This window comes from Caulobacter sp. DWP3-1-3b2, from assembly GCF_049896325.1.
Lineage (GTDB): Bacteria > Pseudomonadota > Alphaproteobacteria > Caulobacterales > Caulobacteraceae > Caulobacter.
On sequence record NZ_JAFCUB010000004.1, the window covers coordinates 175,636 to 195,730 of the forward strand.

General features: G+C 67.3%; 21 protein-coding genes and 1 pseudogene. 13 read left to right on the forward strand and 9 right to left on the reverse strand.

From position 1 onward, the window contains the following. The first annotated feature begins 101 nt into the window (after positions 1-101). Positions 102-834, forward strand: a pseudogene (locus tag ACP7AG_RS04650) (LytTR family DNA-binding domain-containing protein). A gap of 16 nt (positions 835-850) precedes the next feature. On the opposite strand, the gene ACP7AG_RS04655 reads toward ACP7AG_RS04650, so the two are convergent. Together ACP7AG_RS04655 and polA are read right to left on the reverse strand one after the other, a co-directional pair. Beyond that, entirely contained in the window at positions 851-2,779 is a 1,929-nt protein-coding gene (locus tag ACP7AG_RS04655) for a methyl-accepting chemotaxis protein (RefSeq protein ID WP_426029937.1), read from the reverse strand. A gap of 294 nt (positions 2,780-3,073) precedes the next feature. Then, positions 3,074-6,004 carry a DNA polymerase I gene (gene polA / locus ACP7AG_RS04660; RefSeq protein WP_426029938.1) on the reverse strand — a complete coding sequence of 977 codons (2,931 nt, stop codon included), beginning with the start codon at positions 6,002-6,004 and terminating at the stop codon, positions 3,074-3,076. A 153-nt stretch (positions 6,005-6,157) separates the two neighbouring features. Here polA and ACP7AG_RS04665 point away from each other — a divergent pair, with 153 nt between their 5' ends. After that, the gene (locus tag ACP7AG_RS04665; protein ID WP_426029939.1) at positions 6,158-7,507 is read left to right on the forward strand and encodes a TonB family protein; all 1,350 of its coding nucleotides are present in this window, start codon (positions 6,158-6,160) and stop codon (positions 7,505-7,507) included. Here the strand turns inward: ACP7AG_RS04665 and ACP7AG_RS04670 are convergent. Further along, positions 7,504-8,307, reverse strand: a complete 804-nt coding sequence (locus ACP7AG_RS04670) for an isocitrate lyase/PEP mutase family protein (protein ID WP_426029940.1) — start codon at positions 8,305-8,307, stop codon at positions 7,504-7,506. The genes ACP7AG_RS04665 and ACP7AG_RS04670 overlap by 4 nt on opposite strands. 279 nt (positions 8,308-8,586) lie before the next feature. On the opposite strand from ACP7AG_RS04670, the gene ACP7AG_RS04675 reads away from it, so the two are divergent. From ACP7AG_RS04675 to leuB, 8 genes are all read left to right on the forward strand, one after another. Next, positions 8,587-8,781: a hypothetical protein gene (locus ACP7AG_RS04675; RefSeq protein ID WP_426010910.1), complete on the forward strand. Its 195-nt coding sequence runs from the start codon at positions 8,587-8,589 to the stop codon at positions 8,779-8,781. Between the two features lie 55 nt (positions 8,782-8,836). Next, positions 8,837-9,574 (forward strand): tRNA (guanosine(37)-N1)-methyltransferase TrmD, encoded by a 738-nt coding sequence (gene trmD, locus ACP7AG_RS04680; RefSeq protein WP_426029941.1) that lies wholly within the window; start codon positions 8,837-8,839, stop codon positions 9,572-9,574. Positions 9,575-9,577: 3 nt separating this feature from the next. Further along, a complete protein-coding gene (gene rplS, locus ACP7AG_RS04685; protein WP_426010908.1) occupies positions 9,578-9,973 on the forward strand; it encodes a 50S ribosomal protein L19 in 396 nt (131 codons plus the stop codon). A gap of 402 nt (positions 9,974-10,375) precedes the next feature. Then, entirely contained in the window at positions 10,376-11,308 is a 933-nt protein-coding gene (locus ACP7AG_RS04690) for an iron-containing redox enzyme family protein (protein WP_426029942.1), read from the forward strand. Positions 11,309-11,452: 144 nt separating this feature from the next. After that, entirely contained in the window at positions 11,453-12,907 is a 1,455-nt protein-coding gene (gene leuC / locus ACP7AG_RS04695) for a 3-isopropylmalate dehydratase large subunit (protein WP_426029944.1), read from the forward strand. Continuing rightward, positions 12,907-13,515: a 3-isopropylmalate dehydratase small subunit gene (gene leuD / locus ACP7AG_RS04700; RefSeq protein WP_426029946.1), complete on the forward strand. Its 609-nt coding sequence runs from the start codon at positions 12,907-12,909 to the stop codon at positions 13,513-13,515. The genes leuC and leuD overlap by 1 nt, the downstream gene beginning before the upstream one ends. A gap of 4 nt (positions 13,516-13,519) precedes the next feature. Then, entirely contained in the window at positions 13,520-13,822 is a 303-nt protein-coding gene (locus ACP7AG_RS04705; protein WP_426029948.1) for a putative quinol monooxygenase, read from the forward strand. Positions 13,823-13,834: 12 nt separating this feature from the next. Further along, positions 13,835-14,887, forward strand: coding sequence for a 3-isopropylmalate dehydrogenase (gene leuB, locus ACP7AG_RS04710; RefSeq protein ID WP_426029949.1), 1,053 nt, complete (start codon positions 13,835-13,837; stop codon positions 14,885-14,887). Between the two features lie 426 nt (positions 14,888-15,313). On the opposite strand, the gene ACP7AG_RS04715 is transcribed toward leuB, so the two are convergent. From ACP7AG_RS04715 to ACP7AG_RS04725, 3 genes are read right to left on the reverse strand one after another with little or no spacing between them, the layout of a single operon-like run. Next, on the reverse strand, positions 15,314-15,712 hold the full coding sequence (locus tag ACP7AG_RS04715) for an SRPBCC family protein (protein WP_426029950.1): 399 nt from the start codon (positions 15,710-15,712) through the stop codon (positions 15,314-15,316). Positions 15,713-15,721: 9 nt separating this feature from the next. Then, positions 15,722-16,354, reverse strand: coding sequence for a lysoplasmalogenase family protein (locus tag ACP7AG_RS04720; RefSeq protein WP_426029952.1), 633 nt, complete (start codon positions 16,352-16,354; stop codon positions 15,722-15,724). Further along, complete coding sequence (locus ACP7AG_RS04725; RefSeq protein ID WP_426010896.1) at positions 16,347-16,769, reverse strand: YkvA family protein; 423 nt, start codon at positions 16,767-16,769, stop codon at positions 16,347-16,349. Before ACP7AG_RS04725 ends, ACP7AG_RS04720 begins: the two co-directional genes overlap by 8 nt. Before the next feature lie 55 nt (positions 16,770-16,824). Here ACP7AG_RS04725 and ACP7AG_RS04730 point away from each other — a divergent pair, with 55 nt between their 5' ends. Then, positions 16,825-17,607 carry an SDR family NAD(P)-dependent oxidoreductase gene (locus ACP7AG_RS04730; RefSeq protein ID WP_426010894.1) on the forward strand — a complete coding sequence of 261 codons (783 nt, stop codon included), beginning with the start codon at positions 16,825-16,827 and terminating at the stop codon, positions 17,605-17,607. A gap of 42 nt (positions 17,608-17,649) precedes the next feature. On the opposite strand, the gene ACP7AG_RS04735 is transcribed toward ACP7AG_RS04730, so the two are convergent. The 3 genes from ACP7AG_RS04735 to ACP7AG_RS04745 all read right to left on the reverse strand — a co-directional run bounded on the left by ACP7AG_RS04735 (position 17,650) and on the right by ACP7AG_RS04745 (position 19,462). Next, complete coding sequence (locus ACP7AG_RS04735; RefSeq protein WP_426029953.1) at positions 17,650-18,282, reverse strand: CC0125/CC1285 family lipoprotein; 633 nt, start codon at positions 18,280-18,282, stop codon at positions 17,650-17,652. Positions 18,283-18,381: 99 nt separating this feature from the next. After that, on the reverse strand, positions 18,382-19,014 hold the full coding sequence (locus ACP7AG_RS04740; protein WP_426010890.1) for a LysE family translocator: 633 nt from the start codon (positions 19,012-19,014) through the stop codon (positions 18,382-18,384). Positions 19,015-19,057: 43 nt separating this feature from the next. Beyond that, the gene (locus tag ACP7AG_RS04745) at positions 19,058-19,462 is read right to left on the reverse strand and encodes an MAPEG family protein (RefSeq protein ID WP_426010888.1); all 405 of its coding nucleotides are present in this window, start codon (positions 19,460-19,462) and stop codon (positions 19,058-19,060) included. A 164-nt stretch (positions 19,463-19,626) separates the two neighbouring features. Between ACP7AG_RS04745 and ACP7AG_RS04750 the strand changes: the two genes are divergently transcribed. Together ACP7AG_RS04750 and ACP7AG_RS04755 are read left to right on the forward strand one after the other, a co-directional pair. Continuing rightward, positions 19,627-19,827 (forward strand): KTSC domain-containing protein, encoded by a 201-nt coding sequence (locus tag ACP7AG_RS04750; RefSeq protein WP_426010886.1) that lies wholly within the window; start codon positions 19,627-19,629, stop codon positions 19,825-19,827. A gap of 47 nt (positions 19,828-19,874) precedes the next feature. Then, positions 19,875-20,090, forward strand: a complete 216-nt coding sequence (locus tag ACP7AG_RS04755; protein WP_426029954.1) for a cation transporter — start codon at positions 19,875-19,877, stop codon at positions 20,088-20,090. Positions 20,091-20,095: the final 5 nt, after the last annotated feature.

The window sequence follows — 20,095 nt, forward strand, 5'->3', positions numbered from 1 at the left end:
TGGGGGGTCATCGGCAGGTGCGTGAGAAAGCGTCGGGAGTTCGTGAACGGCGCCCGGGCGCCATTGGCGAAGCGCCAACGGACACCGCCAAGCATGGTCCGCTGGTCGCCTTCCTGAAGAGCTTCGCCCGGCCGATCGCCGTCGCGGCGGCGGCCGGCGCCTTCCTGGCCCTGATCGGCGCGCTCGGGAGCGGCGCCATGCCGATCGTCCCCCGCCTGGCCTATTGGATCGGCCTGTGTGTGCTGGGCGCGGTGCTGGGCAGCCTGGTCGCCCGTCTGGTCACGCGGTTGCGACCGGATATCGACGCGCCCTGGCTGCGGGGCCCTGTCATCGTCGCCGTGCTGACGCCGCTGTTCACCCTGCTGGTCTGGGTCGCCGGCGGTCGCCAGGCTCTGACCCCGCGCATCGTCGCCACCTATCTTGGCGCCACCCTGGTGGTGACCAGCGGCATGACAACCCTGATGCTGCTGGCCACCCAGCGGCGGGTCGAAACCCACGCCGCCCCGCCGGAAGCCGCCCCGCCCCGCTTCCTTGAACGCCTGCCGCCTCGCCTGCGCGGAGCCGAGATCCACGCCGTCGAGGCCGAGGACCACTATCTGCGGCTGCACACCTCCAAGGGACAGGACCTTGATCCTGCTGCGCCTGTCCGACGCCGTGGCGGAGCTCGAGGGCATCGAGGGCGCCCAGACCCACCGCTCATGGTGGGTGGCCCGCGACGCGGTCGAGACCGCCAAGCGCGGCGACGGCCGCGCGACCCTCACCCTGAAGGGCGGCGTCGAAGTTCCGGTCAGCCGGGCCTATGCGCGGGGGCTGCGGGAAGCGGGATGGTTCTGAGTCTGACTTTGGCCGCCTAGAACTCTTCCCACTCGTCGGCCTTCATCGCGACGGCCGTGTTTCCGCGCGACGCGGGGGCGGAACGTCCTGGACGGACGGCCGTGTTGGGACGAGCGGGCGCCGGCGAGCGCCGGGCCGGTGCGAAGGCCGCTTCGGCGCCGACCTTGAAGCGCCCGACCAAGGCCGACAGTTCGGTGGCCTCGTCTTTCAGCGAGTGGGTGGCGGCGGTGGCTTGCTCGACCATGGCGGCGTTCTGCTGGACCACCTGGTCCATCTGGTTCACGGCGGTATTGACCTCGTGCAGGCCGGTCGATTGTTCGGTGGCCGAGGCCGAGATCTCGGTGACCAGGGCGTCGATCGACGCCACCTGCTCGACGATGCGGCGCAGGGCCTCGCCGGTCTGGCCGACCAGATTGACGCCGGCCTCGACCTGCTGGGTCGAGGTCGAGATCAGGGTCTTGATCTCCTTGGCGGCGTCGGCCGAGCGTTGGGCCAGGGCCCGCACTTCCTGAGCGACGACGGCGAAGCCGCGGCCCGCGTCACCGGCCCGGGCGGCTTCGACGCCGGCGTTCAGGGCCAGCAGGTTGGTCTGGAAGGCGATCTCGTCGATGACGCCGATGATCTGGGCGACCTGGGCGGACGAGGTCTCGATCTCGGTCATGGCGCTGACCGCCTGGCTGACGATCTTGCCGGATTTCTCGGCGTCGGCGCGGGCCACGGCGACCACGCTGGAGGCCTTCTTGGCGCCGGCGGCGGTCTTGCGGACGGTGGCGGTGATCTCGTCGAGGGCGGCGGCGGTCTCCTCCAGGCTGGCGGCCTGCTGCTCGGTGCGGCGCGACAGGTCATCCGAAGCGCTGGCGATCTCATCGGTCCCGCTGTTGACCCCGCCCGTGGCGGCGGCGATGGCCTTCATCGCGTCCTGCATGCGGTCCGCAGCGGCGTTGAAATTGGCCTTCAGGCTCTCGGCCTTGGGCGAGAAGGGAATGACGATCCGGTGGGTCAGATCGCCGCCGGCCAGATGATCCAGGGCCTCGTTCAAGGCGCCGAAATTGACGGCGTCGCTGCGCTCGACCTGAGCCTTCTCGTCCGCCACGGCGGCGCGTTCGGTCTCGGTGGCGCGGCGCTGGCTGGCGGCGGCGCCCTCGATGCCGATCTTCTCGATGGCGGCTTCCTTAAAGGTGAGGACGGCGGCGGCCATCTGCCCGATCTCGTCCTTGCGGCCGATCGCCGGAACCTCGACGCTGTTGTCGCCCGAAGCCAGGCGGCGCATGGCTGCGGTCATGGCGGCCACGGGTCCGACTATGGCGCCCGACAGCAGCAGGCCGCCCCCCAAGGCGATGGCGATGGTCACGGCGGCGCCGATGGCCAGGGCCAGGGTGGTTGCCAGCGAGGCCTTCTTCTGCGCGGCGGCCTCGGTGGCCAGCACGGCTTCGGAATCCTCGACGATGGCTTCGATGGTGTCCTCGACCGGCGTCACCGCCTGGTCGGCGACGCCGTCGTGCTTGACCAGTTCGACGGCCTGCGGGCGGGTCAGCGGATCGCGGCCCAGGGCCTCGCCCGGCTCGATGGCAAGCTTGCGATAATCGGCATAGGCGGCGTCGACTGCGGCGATGCGGGCCAGGTCGGACTCGTCGCCCATAGCCAGGACGCGCAGCTTGTCGAGGGCGGCCATGAATTTCGGCTTGTGAGCTTCTTCCAGGCGCTTGACGTAGTAATCGTCGCCAGAGAGCAGGAAACCGCGCAGCGAGTTCTCCTGCCGCGTCAGACGGAAGGCGGCGGTGTCGGCGGCGCGCAGCGACTCGTAGGCCTGCTCGGTGCGATCGACCGAGCTCTCGTACTCGTGCTGGTTCACATAGAGAGTGGCGGTCATCACGGCGATCGCGGTCAGCATGACGGCGAAAACCGTCATCAGCTTGTGGGGGATCTTTAAATCGCCAAAGTTCATGGCCGCTCTCCGGTGTTGGGCGGCGAGCACGGGAGCCTTCAGATCGACAGGTATCTAAACCGCAGCTGAAGCGCCCGCGTCGCACGCCATTTGTGCGGAGAAGACGGTTTCCACGACCTTAACTGTACCGTGACCCAACGTCGCAGCGCCTGGTGGGACGGGTAGCGGAAATTACGATACCGGTAGCATTTCTATGTTTGAGCTTGCGTCTAGCGGGCATCCAGGTTTCCGCAGCGGAAGCACTCCACCCCAGGCGGTGAGGCGCACGTGCAAAAATAATTCGTGCAATAGCGCTTAGTGCGCCTCGTCCCAGTTGACGGCGGCTCTGGCCTCGACGGTCAGCGGCACCGAGATGTCCACCGCCGGCGCGGCCGCCCCCTCCATGACCTCGCGGGCGACAGCGATGGTGGCCTGCGCCTCGGCCTCGGGGGCCTCGAAGACCAGTTCATCGTGCACCTGCAGCAGCATCCGGGACGACAGCCCCGCGGCCGTCAGCGCGCTCGGCATGCGGATCATGGCGCGACGCATGACATCGGCCGCGGCGCCCTGGATCGGGGCGTTGATCGCCGCCCGCTCGGCGAACTGCCGGTGAGCCACCGACTTGCCGCCGATGTCGGGAATGTTGATCTTGCGGCCAAAGATGGTGGTGACATAGCCGTGCTGGCGCACAAAGGCCTTGGTCGTTTCCATATAGGCCTGGATGCCGGGGAAGCGCTCGAAATAGGTCTTGATATAGGCCCCCGCCTCGCCCTGCGGGATGGACAGCTGGTTGGCCAGGCCGAACGCCGAGATGCCGTAGACAATGCCGAAATTGATCGCCTTGGCCCGGCGGCGCACCTCGCTGGGCATGCCCTCGATCGGTACGTTGAACATTTCCGACGCGGTCATGGCGTGGATGTCCAAGCCCTCCTGGAAGGCGATCTTCAGCTGCGGGATGTCGCCGATATGGGCCAGCAGGCGCAGCTCGATCTGGCTGTAGTCGGCGCTGATCAACACCTTGCCCGGCGCGGCCACGAAGGCCTTGCGGATCTTGCGGCCCTCCTCGGTGCGGATCGGGATGTTCTGGAGGTTGGGGTCCGAAGACGACAGCCGGCCCGTCGTGGTTGCCGCCAGGGCGTAGGAGGTGTGGATGCGATTGTCTCCGCCCGGCGCGATGGCGGCGATCAGGTTGTCGGTATAGGTGCCCTTCAGCTTCGAAAGCTGGCGCCAGTCGAGCAGCACGCGCGGCAGCTCGTGCTCCAAGGCCAGGCTTTCCAGCACGTCGCTGTCGGTCGACCATTGGCCGGTCGCGGTCTTCTTGCCGCCCTTCAGGGCCATTTCGCCAAACAGCACGTCGCCGATCTGCTTGGGGCTGCCGAGGTTGAACGGTCGGCCGACCAGTTCCTGGGCCTTGGCCTCGAACTGCGCCATGCGCATCGAGAACTCGTTGGACAGCCGGCGCAGGGTCTCGGGATCGACGCGAATGCCGTCGTTCTCCATGGCCGCCAGCACGGTGGGCAGCGGACGCTCCAGGGTCTCGTAGACCGTCAGCAGGCCCTCGCGCGCCAGGCGCGGCTTGAGCACAGTGTAGAGCCGCAGGGTGACGTCGGCGTCCTCGGCGGCATAGGCCGTCGCTTGATCGAGGGCGACGTGCTTGAAGCTGATCTGCGCCTTACCCGCGCCGGCCACCTGCTTGAAGGGGATCGGCTTGTGGCCCAGATGCAGCTCCGACAGCTCGTCCATGCCATGGCCGTGCAAACCGGCCTCCAGCACGTAGCTGATCAACATGGTGTCCTCGATCGGACCCACATTAATCCCGTAGCGCGCCAGCACGGCGATGTCGTACTTGGCGTTCTGGGCGACTTTCAGAACCGCGGGGTTCTCCAGCAGCGGCTTCAGCGCGGCGATCGCGTCTTCGAGTGAAACCTGCACCAGGTCGGCGGCGGCCTCCAGGGCCAGGCCGTCCTTCTCGCAGTGGCCGACTGGAATGTAACAGGCCTCGCCCGGCGAGATCGCCAGGGACACGCCGCATAGGCCGGCCGTGGCCGAGGAAAGGGCGTCGGTCTCGGTGTCGAAGGCGATGACGCCCTTGGCCGTGGCCTTGGCGATCCAGGCATTGAGGGTCTCCAGGTCCTGGATGCGCACATAGGCCGCGTGGTCGATGGACACGGGCTCGGCCACCGGATTGGCGGCCGCTCGCGCGGCGGCGGTCATGTAGGACACGCCCAGCACCGGCGCGGTCGGGGCGCTGGGGGGACGATCCCCAGACGGGCCCAGCGTGCGCGGCGCGGCCGAGGCGTTGCCGTCGCCGACCCGGCGGGCCAGGGAGCGGAACTCCATCAGCTCCAGGAAGTCGGCCAGCACCTGCTTGTCGGGCTCGCGCACCGTCAGGTCGTCGATCGGCTCCGGCAAGGGCGTGTCGCAGTCGAGTTTGACCAGCAGGCGCGACAGGCGGATCTGGTCGGCATATTCGATCAGGGTCTCGCGACGCTTGGGCTGCTTGATCTCGCCGGCCCGTTCCAGCAGCGTATCGAGGTCGCCATATTCGTTGATCAACTGGGCGGCGGTCTTGATGCCGATACCGGGGGCGCCAGGCACATTATCAACGCTGTCGCCGCACAGGGCCTGAACATCCACCACCTTGTCGGGATAGACCCCGAACTTTTCGAACACCTGCTCGCGGTCGATGCGCACGCCCTTCATCGGGTCGAACATCGAGACGCCGTCGCCGACCAGCTGCATCAGGTCCTTGTCGGAGCTGACGATCACCGTCTCGCCGCCCAGCTCGCGCATCCGGCAGGCATAGGCGGCTATCAGGTCGTCGGCCTCGTAACCCGGCAGCTCGATAGCCGGCACGCCGAAGGCCAGGGTCGCCTCGCGCACCAGCGGGAACTGGGGGATCAGGTCCTCGGGCGGCGGCGGGCGGTGGGCCTTGTACTTGTCGTAGAGGGTGTTGCGAAACGTCTTTTCCGAATGGTCCCAGATCACCGCCAGGTGGGTGGGCGCGTCGCCCTGCATGTCGCGCAGCAGCTTCCACAGCATGTTGCAGAAGCCCTGCACCGCGCCCACCGGCAGACCGTCGCTCTTGCGGGTGAGCGGCGGCAGGGCGTGATAGGCCCGAAACAGATAGGCCGAGCCGTCGACCAGGAACAGCCGGACGGCAGGACCGTCCTGGGTCAGGGGGCGGTCTGCCTCGGCCAGAGCGGCTTCAGCGGAGACGGCGGAATCGGCGAGCGTGTCGGTCATGGGGCCAAGATAGGCGGTCGAGAGGCGCGCGGGAACACCTTGAGACCGGATTGACGAGGGACTGGCGCGCACGATCGGAAAGTTCTAGAAACTCAACCTCAGGCCGTGTGGAAAGTTGTGCGGCGCTCGGGGAAGAACATGAGGATTTGGGGCTTGGCGGCGCTGTCCGCGTTCGCGTTCGCGTTCGCAAGCGACGCCGTCGCGCAAAAAGCGCCGGCGAACCAGGGCTGGCAGATCACCTCGCGCTACGTGACGCCTGCTGAGACGGCCGCTACCTATCCCAAGGTTGCCGCCGAGCAGAAGGCCAGCGGTTGGGCGTCTCTGGACTGCACAGCGGACGACCAGGGTCGCGAGATCGATTGCCACATCTTTAAGGAAGAGCCAGCGGGTTTGGGCTTCGGCGAGGCCGCCATGGCCTTGGTGACCAAGGAGCGGGTCAAGACAAAGGACCGAGAGGGCCACTCTATCGTCGGCCGGCGCTTTCTGACGAGTTTCCGATGGCTCGCGCCCGGCGACGCCAATCCCGACTGGATGAGGAAGCCGACCTCACAGGATCTGGCGGGGGTCTATCCGACGGCGGCGGCCAAGAGGGGCGTCGATGGTTCAGCCAGCATCAGTTGCCAGCTCAGTGTCGAGGGTTTCCTGCAAAAATGCGTGGTGGCGAGCGAGTCGCCCCCTGGGCTCGGCTTTGGCCAGGCCGCCCTGCAGTTGGCGCCGCAGTTCCGGATGACGCCCAAGATTCGCGCGGGCAAGCCCGTGGTCACCGACGACGTGGTCATTCCCATCGCGTGGAAGGGATTTCGCGAATACAACGCCCCCGCAGGCAGCGCCAACAGCCTGGTCTTGGATCCGCCCTGGGACGCCACGCCGACCGCCGAACAAGTTCGCGCCGCTTGGCCGGCCAACGCTAAGGACGCCGCCTCCGGCCAGGTCGCCCTGCGTTGCGGATTCAACAGGACCGGCGGGCTGACCCGCTGCGACGTCATCTCGGAAATTCCGGCCAACCGGGGTTTCGCCAAGGCCGCCAAGTCGATGACTGACAACTTCAGGGTTCGCTTCACACCCGATCAAGCTAAGGATCTGGACGCATATAGCGTCGATGTGCCTTTTCGCTTCCGCGATCCAGCCGGTCCCGATCTGCGCTCCGTCACCAAACCGCGCTGGATCAGAACCCTCACGCCCGAAGGCATGACCACGATCTACCCGGAGGCGGCGATCAAGGCCGGCGTCTATAGCGGCCTTGGCATTGTCGGCTGCATCGTGAACGCCCACGGCGGTCTCGCCGACTGCGAGGTGAAACGCGAAGCGCCGAGCGCTCTGGACTTCGGCGCAGCGGCGATTGAGGCGGCCAAGCTGATGTCGATGAACCCCTGGAGCACAGAAGGCGAGCCCATGGACCACCTGACCATCACCCTGCCGATCCGCTTCACATGGCAGGAAACGGCGTCTACCGCGCCTGCATCTGGATCGGCATCTGCCCCCCCAACCACCAACAAGCCCTAGCCGAACCGCGCGTTGAGGTCGGGCAGGTCCCTGGCGAACGCCGCGTAGCCGGTGGTGTCGCCATCGACGAGGAAAGTCTTGGTCGCGCTCAGTATCGCGCCATAGGCCGCGCGGAACGGACCCGTCGCCGAGCTCAGCCGGCGCACGCCCAGCGCGGCGAGGCGCGTCGCCGGCGGCATGCCCGGTCGGCCCATGGCGTTCAGAGGCAGGGCGGTCGCGGCCGCGAGCGTCGAAAGCACGTCTTCCTCGATGGGCAGCGGCACGAAGATCCCGCTGGCGCCGGCCTCGGCGTAGAGCGCGGCCCGGCGCAACGTCTCGGCCAAGGCCGCCTCGCCCTGCGCCAGGCCGGCCAGATAGACGTCGGTGCGGGCGTTGATGAACAGCTTCACGCCGGCCGCCTCGGCGGCGGCCCGCGCCGTCTCGATCTTGCGGGCGTGGATGTCTGGATCGCGACGGCCGTCTTCGAGGTTGATCCCGACCGCTCCGGCCCCGATCACCGCCTTGACGGTCTCGGTCAGCTCGGTGAGGTCGTCGGTATAGCCGCCCTCGATGTCGGCGGTCAGCGGGACCTTGATCACCCGGCCGATGCCGGCGATCACATCGATCAGGGCCGAGACCGGCAGGGCGTCGCCGTCGGCATAGCCCCGCGCCCAGGCCACGGCGGCGCTGGAAGTGGCCACGGCGGCGGCCCCGGCGTCTTCCATCAGGGCCGCGCTGGCGGCGTCCCAGGCGTTGGGCAAGATCAGCACGTCCGGGCCGGCGTGCAGGGCGTGGAAACGGTCGGCGGTGGTCTGGGTCACGGGCGGGCTCACTGGCTGGACGGCGGGACTATGGTCCGGCACGGCGGCGTGCGTCTCGCGGAAATCGGACCCAATTGACCCGCTGCTGACAGGTTTCGGCGCCCTCGCCCGCCCTTGCGGCGCCGCCGCGAAATGCGGCGAACGCGTCGTAATGCCGCCTTGGCGAGGTCAATCGCTTCGCCTAGAGGCAGGAGGCCCGCCAAGGCCGCCTCCACGGGAACCTCCCCCGCTCCCGGGCTTTGGATTGAACGACCCGAAACGCAGGAAGACCCCTCGCCCATGATTTCATGGAAGAAGATCCGTGTCGGTGCGGCGCTCGCCGCCGCGACCCTGACCACCGCCGCCGTGCTGGCGGTGGCCCCCGTGCATCACGCCGCGCCGGCAGCCGACCCCACCCGCGAGCCGGTCAGGTTGACCCCGCCCTTGATGCCCGCCGAGGCCGGCAAGCCCCTGCCCAGGACCATCCTGACCTGATCGATGAGGGCCTGACCCTCTCGTCTTCGCGCACATGCGGCGCTACAGAGCGCCCATGCCGTTCACCGCCACCGTCTTGACCATGTTCCCCGAGGCCTTCCCCGGCCCGCTCGGCGTTTCGCTGATCGGCACGTCGTGGAAGGAGCAGGACCTGTGGCGTTTGGAAACACTGGACATTCGGGGCTTTTCCACAGATAAGCGCGGCTTCCTCGACGACACCCCTGCGGGTGGCGGCGCGGGAGCGGTACTCAAAGCGGACGTCATCGCCGCCGCGCTTGACAGCGTGGAGGTCGGTGGACGGCCGCTTTTGTACATGAGCGCCCGGGGCCGGCCCCTGACCCAGGCGCGTGTCAAGGAATGGTCGAAGGCTCCGGGCGTCATCGTCCTGTGCGGCCGTTTCGAGGGGGTGGACCAGCGGGTGCTCGACGCCCGGGGATTCGAGGAGGTCTCGGTCGGAGACGCGGTGCTCGCCGGTGGCGAGGCGGCGGCGATGGTCGTGATCGAGGCGTGCGTTCGATTGGCTCCAGGGGTTCTGGGCAATTTCGAGAGCACGCAGGAAGAAAGCTTCGAGGACGGTCTCCTGGAGCATCCGCAGTATACCAGGCCGCGGACGTTCGAAGGACGGGATATCCCCGAGGTGCTGCTGTCGGGCGACCACAAGAAGGTGGCCCAGTGGCGGTCCAGTATGCGTGAAGAGACCACCCGCGAGCGGCGCCCCGATCTTTGGGAAGCGCATCTCGCCAATCAACAGGCAAAAGGCGGCCCGAAAACGGGTAAGCCCAAAGGAGATTGAGACATGGCTATCAATATCATCAAGGAACTCGAGCGCGTTGAATCCGAGCGTCTGCTCTCGGCCCGCGCCATCCCGGAATTCGAACCGGGCGACACCCTGCGCGTCAATGTCCGCATCAAGGAAGGCGAGCGCGAGCGCGTCCAGGCCTATGAAGGCGTCTGCATCGCCCGTTCGGGCGGCGGCATCCACGAGAGCTTCACGGTCCGCAAGATCTCGTTCGGCGAAGGCGTGGAACGTCTGTTCCCCCTGCTGTCGCCGAACATCGAAAGCATCGAAGTGAAGCGTCGCGGCGTCGTGCGTCGCGCCAAGCTCTATTATCTGCGCGACCGTCGCGGCAAGTCGGCCCGGATCGCCGAACGCGCCACCGTCCGCAAGGACAAGACCGTCATCGCCGAATAGGCCTGACCGTTTCTGCAAGATCGAACGAGGCCCCAGCGGAAACGCCGGGGCCTTTTTCTTCGAGCTCGCCCAAGGTCAAGCTTTAGTGCATCCGCACGTACATGTTGACAGAACATTGTTCTGGGGTGTTTGATGAACTACCCCCACCGCTTCGGCGACGGGCTTTCAGACCGCTCCCTTGCAAGGTGTGGCCGGCTTTAATGACCTCAGGTCTCGAAGCCAAATAACGATACGAGGGCGCGCCACCGAGCGCGCCCTCTTTCGTTGGCGTCTGCGACGCCGCCTCTGTCAGTCAAGTAACTCAGGAACACCTGGCCTGAAATCCCGTTACGTCTTCCCAAGATGAGTCTCGGCGCACCCTCGGTCGCCGTCTCGCCCCATGGATAGTCTACGGAGAGCAAGATGTTTGGTGGTCAACGCCTGGCGAACCTGGGTCTCTTCACCCCCGAATTTCCCGACGCCGAAGCCCTGCATCGCGGTCTGGCCCACTGGAACCATCGCCGAATGGCGGTGGCGACCCCCACCGCCGGCTGGCGCGCGGAAGTGGCTGAGGAAGCGCGCATGAAGCGGCTGGAAGGCGAGTTCGTCGAGCAGTTCCGCGCCTCTATCGCGCCCATGGTCGCCGACCTGCCGACCGATCCTGACGGTTTCATCGGCTGGTTCGAGGACCTCAAGGCGTTCGGCCCCGGCCAAGGCGATCCGCTGTTCGACTGGCTTGAGGTCGAGGCCAGCCTGGAGGACCTGAAGTGGTTCCTGACCCAGGAAGCCGCTGGCGAAGCCGGGTTCGACGACCTGGTCGCCCTGACCCAGGTCAAGCTGTCGGACCGCGCCAAGCTGGAACTGGCCCGCAACTACTGGGACGAGATGGGCCGCGGCAACGCCAATGGCATGCACGGCCCGATGCTGACCCGAACCACCGCGGTGCTCGGCCTGACGCCAACCATCGACTTCACCCTGTGGCAGTCCCTGGCCCTGGCCAACGCCATGACCGCCTTCGCCACCACCCGTCGCTACACCTACCAGTCGGTCGGCGCCCTGGGCGTGGTCGAGCTGACCGCCCCAGGCCGCGTGGCCCTGGTCGACGCCGGCCTCAAGCGGGTCGGCGTGGCGCCGGAGGTGCGCAAGTACTTCGCCCTGCACGCTGTGCTCGACGTCGAGCACTCCAAGGCCTGGAACGCCGAGGCCCTGATCCCGCTGGTCACCGAGAATCCCGACTGCGCCCGGCACATCGCCGAGGGCGCGGTGATGCGGTTGATCTGCGGCGAGCAGTGCTTTGATACCTACCGCGCCCACCTGTGGGCCCATGCCCACCCCCTGGTCTACGCTGCCGAATAGGCCATTCGAGGCAAGAAACTGCGCCATGGCGACTCGCGCTGTGCCTCTGGGGGCACGAACGACCGCGAGCGCCGCGATCGACCTCGAATTTTGAGCGCTGGCCGCTTTACGCGCCCCCGCTCAAGGCCTAGATGCGCGGGTATCATGAGCTCCGCACCCAAGACCCTCCCCAAGACCCTCTACGACAAGATCTGGGACGCCCACGTCGTCAGTCAGCAGGACGGCGAGGCGATCCTCTATATCGACCTGCACCTGATCCACGAAGTCACCACGCCGCAGGCCTTTGCCGGCCTTCGCGCGGCGGGCCGCAAGGTGCGCCGACCCGACCGCACCCTGGCCGTGGCCGATCACAATATCCCGACGCAGGGCCAGGCCCTAGGCGTCGACGCGGTGACCGACGAAGAGGCGCGGCTGCAGCTCCAGACCCTGGCGCGCAACGTCCAGGACAACGGCATCGAGTTCTTCCCGATGGGCGACATCAGGAACGGCATCGTCCACGTGGTCGGTCCCGAGCAGGGCCGCACCCAGCCGGGCATGACCATCGTCTGCGGCGACAGCCACACCTCGACCCACGGCGCCTTCGGAGCCCTGGCCCACGGCATCGGCACCTCCGAGGTCGAGCACGTCCTGGCCACCCAGACCCTGCGCCAGGAAAAGTCGAAGAACATGAAGGTCCGCGTCGACGGCCAGCTTGGCCCCGGCGTCACGGCGAAAGATGTCGCGCTGGCCGTGATCGGCGAGATCGGCACGGCCGGCGGCACGGGCTATGTCATCGAATTTGCCGGCCCGGTCATCGAGGCCCTGTCGATGGAAGGTCGCATGACCCTGTGTAACCTGACCATCGAGGGCGGGGCCAAGGCTGGGCTTATCGCGCCCGACGACAAGACCTTCGCCTATATCCAGGGCAAGCCGTCGGCCCCCAAGGGCGCGGCCTGGGAGATGGCGCTGGCCCACTGGAAGAGCTTCGCCAGCGACGCCGCCGCCCATTTCGACCGCACCGTGGTGATCGACGGTTCGGCGCTCGTGCCGATGGTCACCTGGGGCACCTCGCCAGAGGACGTCATCCCGGTGACCGGCAATGTGCCCGACCCGGAAAGCTTCGCCACGCCCGGCAAGCGCGCCGCCGCCCACCGGGCGCTTGACTATATGGGCCTGACCGCCGGCCAGCCGATCAGCGCGGCCCGTATCGACCGGGTGTTCATCGGTTCCTGCACCAACAGCCGGATCGAGGATATGCGCGCCGCCGCCGCCGTGGTGCAGGAAGCCTTCCTGCACGGCCGCCTGGTAGCGCCCCACGTCACGGCCATGGTCGTGCCGGGCTCGGGCCTGGTCAAGGAACAGGCCGAGGAAGAGGGGCTGGACGCCATCTTCAAGGCCGCGGGCTTCGACTGGCGCGAACCGGGCTGCTCGATGTGCCTGGCCATGAACCCCGACAAGCTGCAGCCGGGCGAGCGCTGCGCCTCGACCAGCAACCGCAATTTCGAGGGCCGCCAGGGCCGCGCTGGCCGCACCCACCTGGTCTCGCCAGCCATGGCGGCGGCGGCGGCGATCGCGGGACATCTGGTCGATGTGCGCACCTTCCTGACGGAGACCGTCTGATGCAAGCCTTCACCCGTCTCGACGGTCGCGCGGCGCCGCTGTCGCTGGCCAATATCGACACCGACCAGATTATCCCCAAGCAGTTCCTGAAAACCGTCGAGCGGGAGGGCCTGGCCAAGGGGCTTTTCTACGACTTCCGCTTCGACGGCGAGGGCCGCGAGAACGCCGATTTCCTGCTCAATCGGGCGGAGTACAAGGGCTCGTCCGTGCTGATCGCCGGAGACAATTTCGGCTGCGGGTCATCGCGTGAGCACGCCCCGTGGGCGCTGATGGACTTCGGCATCCTGTGCGTGATCTCGACCAGCTTCGCCGACATCTTCAACAACAACTGCTTCAACAACGGCCTGCTGCCGGTGGTGCTGAAGCCCGAGGAGGTCGCCCAGTTGATGGACGAGGCCAAGGGCGGCAACCACATGGTCAGCATCGACCTGGCCGCCCAGACGGTGATCTCGCCGTCGGGCCGGAGCTTCCATTTCGACATCGATCCCGTGCGCAAGGACAAGATGCTGCGGGGCCTGGACTTCATCGGCGAAACCCTGATGCACGGCGCCGATATCGATGTGTACGAAGGCAAGCGGGCGCTGGATCGGCCGTGGCTGGAAGCCTAGGGCAGTGACCCTGATCCTCGCCGGCACGATCCGCGTCGCGCCCGAGCGCCTGGCCGACCTGCGGCCTCACCTGCAAGCCCAGGTCGAAGGCAGCCGAGCCGAACTCGGCTGCCTGGACTACGCCCTGACCGAGGACTCGCTCGACCCCGGCCTGATCCGGGTCTACGAGCATTTCGTCGACGAGGCCGCCCTGGCCTTCCACCGCGCCAGCCCGCACATGGCCGCCTGGCGGCTAAGCTGCGCCGAGCTGGGCGTCCACGACCGCAACATGGCGTCCTTCGACGTCTCCGCCTATCGCGCCATCTAAGAGAGCCCTCCGATGTCCACGCTCCTGCTCCTGCCCGGTGACGGGATCGGCCCCGAGGTCTGCGCGCAGGTGCGCCGCGTGGCCACCGCCCTCACCCCGGATCTGAAGATTGACGAAGCCCTCTATGGCGGCGCCAGCTATGACGTGCACGGAACGCCCTTGACCGACGCGGTGCGCGACGCGGCCCTGGCCAGCGACGCGGTGCTGATGGGCGCGGTCGGCGGTCCCAAATGGAAGGACGCCCCGCGCCACCTGCGACCCGAGGCCGGCCTGCTGCAGCTGCGCAAGGAGATGGACGTCTATGCCAACCTGCGCCCGGCCTATTGTTTCGAGGCCCTGGCCGACGCCTCCAGCCTGAAGCGCGAGCTGGTTTCGGGCCTGGACATCATGTTCGTCCGTGAACTGACGGGCGGGGTCTATTTCGGCCAGCCGCGCGGCATCGAGGATCTCGGAAACGGCCAGAAACGCGGCGTCGACACCCAGGTCTACACCACCGCCGAGATCGAGCGCGTGGCGCGGGTGGCCTTCGAGCTGGCGCGCGGCCGAAGCAACCGCGTGGCCTCGGCCGAGAAATCCAACGTCATGGAAAGCGGCCTGCTGTGGAAGCAGGTGGTCACCGAGCTGCACGCCCGCGACTATGCCGATGTCGAGCTGGAGCACATCCTGGCCGACAACTGCGCCATGCAGCTGGTCCGCGCGCCCAAGCAGTTCGACGTCATCGTCACCGACAACCTGTTCGGCGACATCCTGTCGGACGCCGCGGCCATGCTGACCGGCTCGTTGGGCATGCTTCCCTCAGCCGCGCTGGGCGCCAAGGGCAAGCCAGGCCTGTACGAGCCCATCCACGGCTCGGCCCCCGACATCGCCGGCCAGGGCGTGGCCAATCCCCTGGCCGCCATCCTGTCGTTCGAAATGGCCCTGCGCTGGTCGCTGGGCCGCCTTGAGGCGGCTGATGCGCTGCTGTCGGCGGTCAAGGCGGCGCTGGAAGGCGGAGCCCGGACACGGGACCTGGGCGGGGCGTTGACCACGGCTCAGATGGGCGATGCGGTGCTCCGCAGGCTATAGAGCATTTCCCGACCTGACTGCGTCAGGCCGTGAGCTCTAATATTCTGTTTTGACACATTTTTCTTCACGCGAACCGAAACCACTTCGCTCGAAAAATGCTCTAGGCGGCCAATACTTGCTCCCTACGGGTCGCTTGGCGACCGTCTTCCGTTAAAGGGGGAGAAAGGGGCGGCCGTCGGGCAGGGGGGCAGGGGGGCAGGGGGCAGGTGCTGGACTATCTGGACGCCCGGCGACGTGGTGTTCGCGGCCGTTGCGGGAAGCCTGGCGCGGGCGCTTGATGGGATAGTGCCTCACCCTTTGGGGCCCTGTGGGGCAAGTGTCGATCGTAGATCGACGGAGGGGGCGTTGGCCGACGTGTGACCACGCCCCCACCGGCGCCTTCGCGCTGCCTCCCCAACAGCGGGAGGAGCTTAAGCTTCGCTCCGATCAAGCCTCCATGAGCGCCTTCAAGGTCGCCAGGTCCTTGGCCACGAGGCCTTGGTCTCGGGCGAAGGCCGCATCGTCCATGCCCGGGGCGCGGAACAGGGTCAGGGTCACCTCGGCGCCGTCGCCATTGGCCACCACCCGCAGCGGGATCGACAGCTCGGATCCGTCCGGCAGGGTCACCCAGTGGTCGAGCACGCCGTAGGGGTTCTCCGGCGAGAAGCGCACATGAACGTCGCCGTCCGGGCCGTGGGCGATCCAGCGGTCGCCGTCGCGGGTCAGGTCCGCGCCAAGGCCGGCCGTCCATTTCGGGAAGGTTTCAGGCGGCTGAGCGAAGGCATGGACCTCGGCGGAGGCCCGGGCGATCGATACGGTGATCGGACGGGTCTCGAACAGGGCCATCACGCTCTCCTACCGCAACATGCCGTAGGCGATCAGCGCCTGGCCGCCGAAGTAGAGGAACCATACCGCCCAGGCCGTCAATCGGGTCGATCCCGCAAGCTTGGCGCCCTTGAACAGGTCGAAGGACAGGACGGCGTCGGACGTCATGAAGGCCAGGGCCCCCAGCGCGGCGGGCCAGCGGGCGTGGGGCAGCAGCAGGCTCAGCGTCACCATGGCGACGATCGCGGCCACATAGGCCACGACCGCCGGCCGCAGCGCGCCGAGCGAGGGCCAGAGCCGCCACAGCATGACCGCTGCGGCCGCCACGACCAGCGGCGCCGTCGCCCAAAAGAGCGCGTCCACCGTCCCGCGCTCTTTCCAGAACAGCAGCGCATAGGCGACATGGCCAGCGAGGAAGGCGGCCAGGCCGAACGGCAGCCAGCGCTTGGGATCGCCGGCCAGGAAGGCGTCGCCCACCGCGCAGAGCGCCAGGGCGATGGCCAGCAGCGGTCCGCCACCCTGCCAATAGGCCAGCACCGCCAGGGCGCCAGTGGCCGCGGTCTTGACCACGGCGCGCATGAACGACGGCGGCCGCTCGACCAACAGCAGCCCATAGAAAAGCGCGCAGACGGCCGCCGCCGCCCACAATCCGCTGTCAGTCATCGTCGCCCATCTTGGTCAGGAAGGCCTTGGCAGCATCCTTGTGACGGGCCTTGAGGTTTCGGCCGACGATCGCGATGACCGCCGCGATCACTGCGGCGTCGTCGGTCAGGCCGACGGCCGGGAGGATGTCCGGAATGGCGTCGGTCGGCAGCACAAAATAGGCCAGAGCGGCGAACATCATGCCCTTGGCCGAAGCCGGCGTCGTGGGATCCCGGGCGCACCACCAAAGCGACAGCGCCTCGGCCGCGAACGGCGCCTTGGAGGCCACCTTGCGGATCTTCGGCCAGAAGCCGCGCGTCACGCGCTGCTCGTTGACCCGCACGGTCGCGGGGACCAGAGCCTTCCTGGGATCCAGCACGTCGTCCGGCTTGAAACCCGGATTGACGTCGGGGGATGGTTTGGCGTCGGCGCTCATCGGGTTAAACCGCTCCTCAAGGTTCCAGTTAAACGCAACCAAAGAGGAAACGTCCATGAAACTCGACAACACCGTCGCCGCCGTCGTCACCGGAGGCGGTTCGGGCCTCGGAGAGGCCACCGCCCGCGCCCTCGCCGCCCAGGGCGTCAAGGTCGCGATCTTTGACATGAACGAGACCACCGGCGAGAAGGTCGCCGCCGAGATCGGCGGCGTGTTCTGCAAGGTCAATGTCACCTCTGACGCCGACGTCGACGCCGGGTTCGAGAAGGCCCGCGCCGCCCACGGCCAGGAACGCATCCTCGTCAACTGCGCCGGCACCGGTAACGCCGCCAAGACCGCTGGCCGGGACAAGGCCACCGGCGAAACCAAACACTTCCCGCTCGACGCCTTCAACATGATCATCCAGATCAACCTGGTGGGCACCTTCCGCTGCATCGCCAAGTCGGCCAAGGGCATGCTGGACCTGGCGCCCCTGGAAGACGGCCTGCGCGGCGCGATCGTCAACACCGCCTCGGTGGCGGCGGAAGACGGCCAGATGGGCCAGGCGGCCTATTCTGCGTCCAAGGGCGGCGTGGTCGGCATGACCTTGCCGATCGCTCGCGACCTGATGAGCGAAGGCATCCGCGTCAACTGCATCCTGCCGGGCATCTTCAACACCCCACTGATGAACAACGCGCCCGAGGCGGTGAAGGCGGGGCTGGCGGCCTCGGTGCCGTTCCCCAAGCGCCTGGGCAACCCGGCGGAATACGCCCACCTGGCCCTGACGATGATCACCAACGACTATTTCAACGGCGAAGACGTGCGCCTGGACGGCGGCATCCGCATGGCGCCGCGATAGGCGCCAGCTTCCTTCTCCCCGCAAGGGGAGAAGGAAAGAAGGTTACTTCGCCACCGGCCGTTGAACGCTGGGCGTCAGGTTTTCCATGATCTGACGCGCGTCGTAGGCCCTCGGATCGCCACCCGGCTTGACGCCCTTGTGCATCACGATCTCGGCGCTGGCCTCGAACTTCTGGATGGTCCGGACCTCGGCCTGACTGGCGAAGAAGGGATCGCCCCAGTAGGGATCCCACGAACGCCAGCCACCGTAACCAGCGCCGTAATAGCGCCAGGCCGGACGCCAGTAGCCGTAGCCGTAGCCGCCGCCGCCGCCGCCGCCGCCGCCGTAGTAGCCGAACGGACGGCCGAAGGGATCACTTTCGATCACCGTGCGGGCGTCGCGATCGGTGCGGCGGTCGGCGGTCTCGAACCAGTCATAGCCCTGCTGGGTGGTGAGTTCGGCGGCCCGATACAGCAGATAGCGTTCGACGGTTTCCCGCGAGGTCAGGCTGTTGCCGGCGAAGGTGACCCGATAGCGGTCGCCCTCGAGGCGTTGGTCGGTGAAGCCGCCCGAGGCCGTCTGGCCGGGCAGGTTCGGCTGGTAGGGGGTAGCGGTGGCGCAGGCCGTCAAGAGGGCGGCGAGCGCCACGGCAGCGACCAGTCCGGCTTTTCCGGATATGGCCTTGCGAATCGTCATGGCGCGTTCCTTCGAAGGAGTCATTTCGTCCCATAAGGCTCAATGCATGGCGCAGCTTTGTGGTTTCGCCAAGGCCGTAGCGTTTTAGTGACAACGCGATCAGCCGCGCGAGACGATCAGCCCGGCCGCCGTGATCAGCAGCACGCCGACCAGCAGGGCGAAGCCCCGGCGAAAGGTCGGCTCGTTCATCCGTGACGACAGCGCCGCGCCGCCCAGGCCGTAGGCGCTCATGCTGATCAGGTCCATGCCAATGGTGGCCGCCGCGAACATCGCTAGTTGCGGAGCCAGCGGCCGATGGATGTCGATGAAGGGCGGCAACACCGCGCCGAAGAACAGCAGGATCTTTGGATTGGCGATCTGTACGGCGAAACCGTCGCGAAACGCCGAACGGCTCATCTGGAAGGCGCGATGCTGGCCGGTATGGTCCGCTGGCTTCAACCCCGACCGGATGGACCTGATCCCCAGCCAGACCAGATAGGCCGCGCCGGCCCAGGCCAACAGATGAAAGGCCTGGGGGAAGGCGATAATCAGGGTCGCCAGCCCCAGAGCCGCCGCAGCGAACCAGGTCAAGGTCGCGGCGTTCATGCCCGCCACGCCGAGCAGGGCCGCAGCCTTGCCCTTCTGCATTCCCGTGGCGATAGCGAACAGATTGGCTGGCCCCGGCGTGATGGCCATGACGAACATGGTCACCAGGAAGGCGCTGTAGCGGGCGGGATCGACGGGCAGAGGCATGGCTTGCCCTATAGCCAGACCGCGCCCGCCGGGAAAGCCGGCTCTAGTTGCCGACCACCATCAGGATCCAGATGACCCGACCCAGGGCGCCGAACAGCAGCACGGCGGTGGCCAGGGCCTGGATGGTGAACCCGGTCTCGCGCTTGCCCGGATCCGCCACATAGCCGATGGCGTAGACGATTCGCCCGACAATCCAGATCACGCCCAGCACGGCGGCGACCAGATCACTCCAATAAACGGCGAACAGCCACAGCGACGGCAGGAACAGCGGCAGCCATTCCAGGGTGTTGGCCTGCACGCGGATATGCCGTTCCAGCACCGGATCACCGGTCATGGTGGGGGCGCTGATGCCGGTGCTTCTCCGGGCGCCCGCCACTCGCAGGACCATCCAGACATAGACGAGAAGAGCGACCAGCGTGACGATGGCGACCCAGGAATGCGGCTGCATGTGCGTTCTCTCCCCCAGCCCATCGAAGCGGGGCCTTGGCACCGGGGACTAGACCCTATTTCGCCGCGCCTTGCACCCTAAACGGCGCCGACCGGCCTTGGGAACCGCCTCCCTTCGCCGCGCGCTCTTATGGACAGACGCTCCTCATGCGGAGGCTTTCTGCCATGCGCGTTGACTCCACGGCGATCCGCCAAATCGACTACGAACCCGAACACGGCAAACTGTTCGTCACGTTCAATGACGGCGACGAATACGTCTATGTCGGGGTGCCGCCCCGCGTGACCGAGGCCTTCGCCCGCGCCCCGTCCAAAGGTCGATTCTTTCAACGGATGATCCGCGACCGCTATCCCTACAACCGGGTGTAGACGCTGCGCTGACGGACCAGCGGCCCCCGCCGCCGCGTTCGGCCCGCATGGCCGCGACGGGATCTCATAAAGGCTCGACCACGGTCGTCTATGCGGCCCTGGCCGGGCGCCTTGCGATCGCCGCCACCAAGTTCGCGGCCTTCGTCCTGACCGGCTCTTCGGCCATGCTGACCGAGGCCATCCATTCCAGCGTCGACACCGGCAACCAGGGCCTGTTGCTCCTGGGCCTGGCTCGCGCGAAAAAGCCGCCTAGCGAGACCTAGCCGTT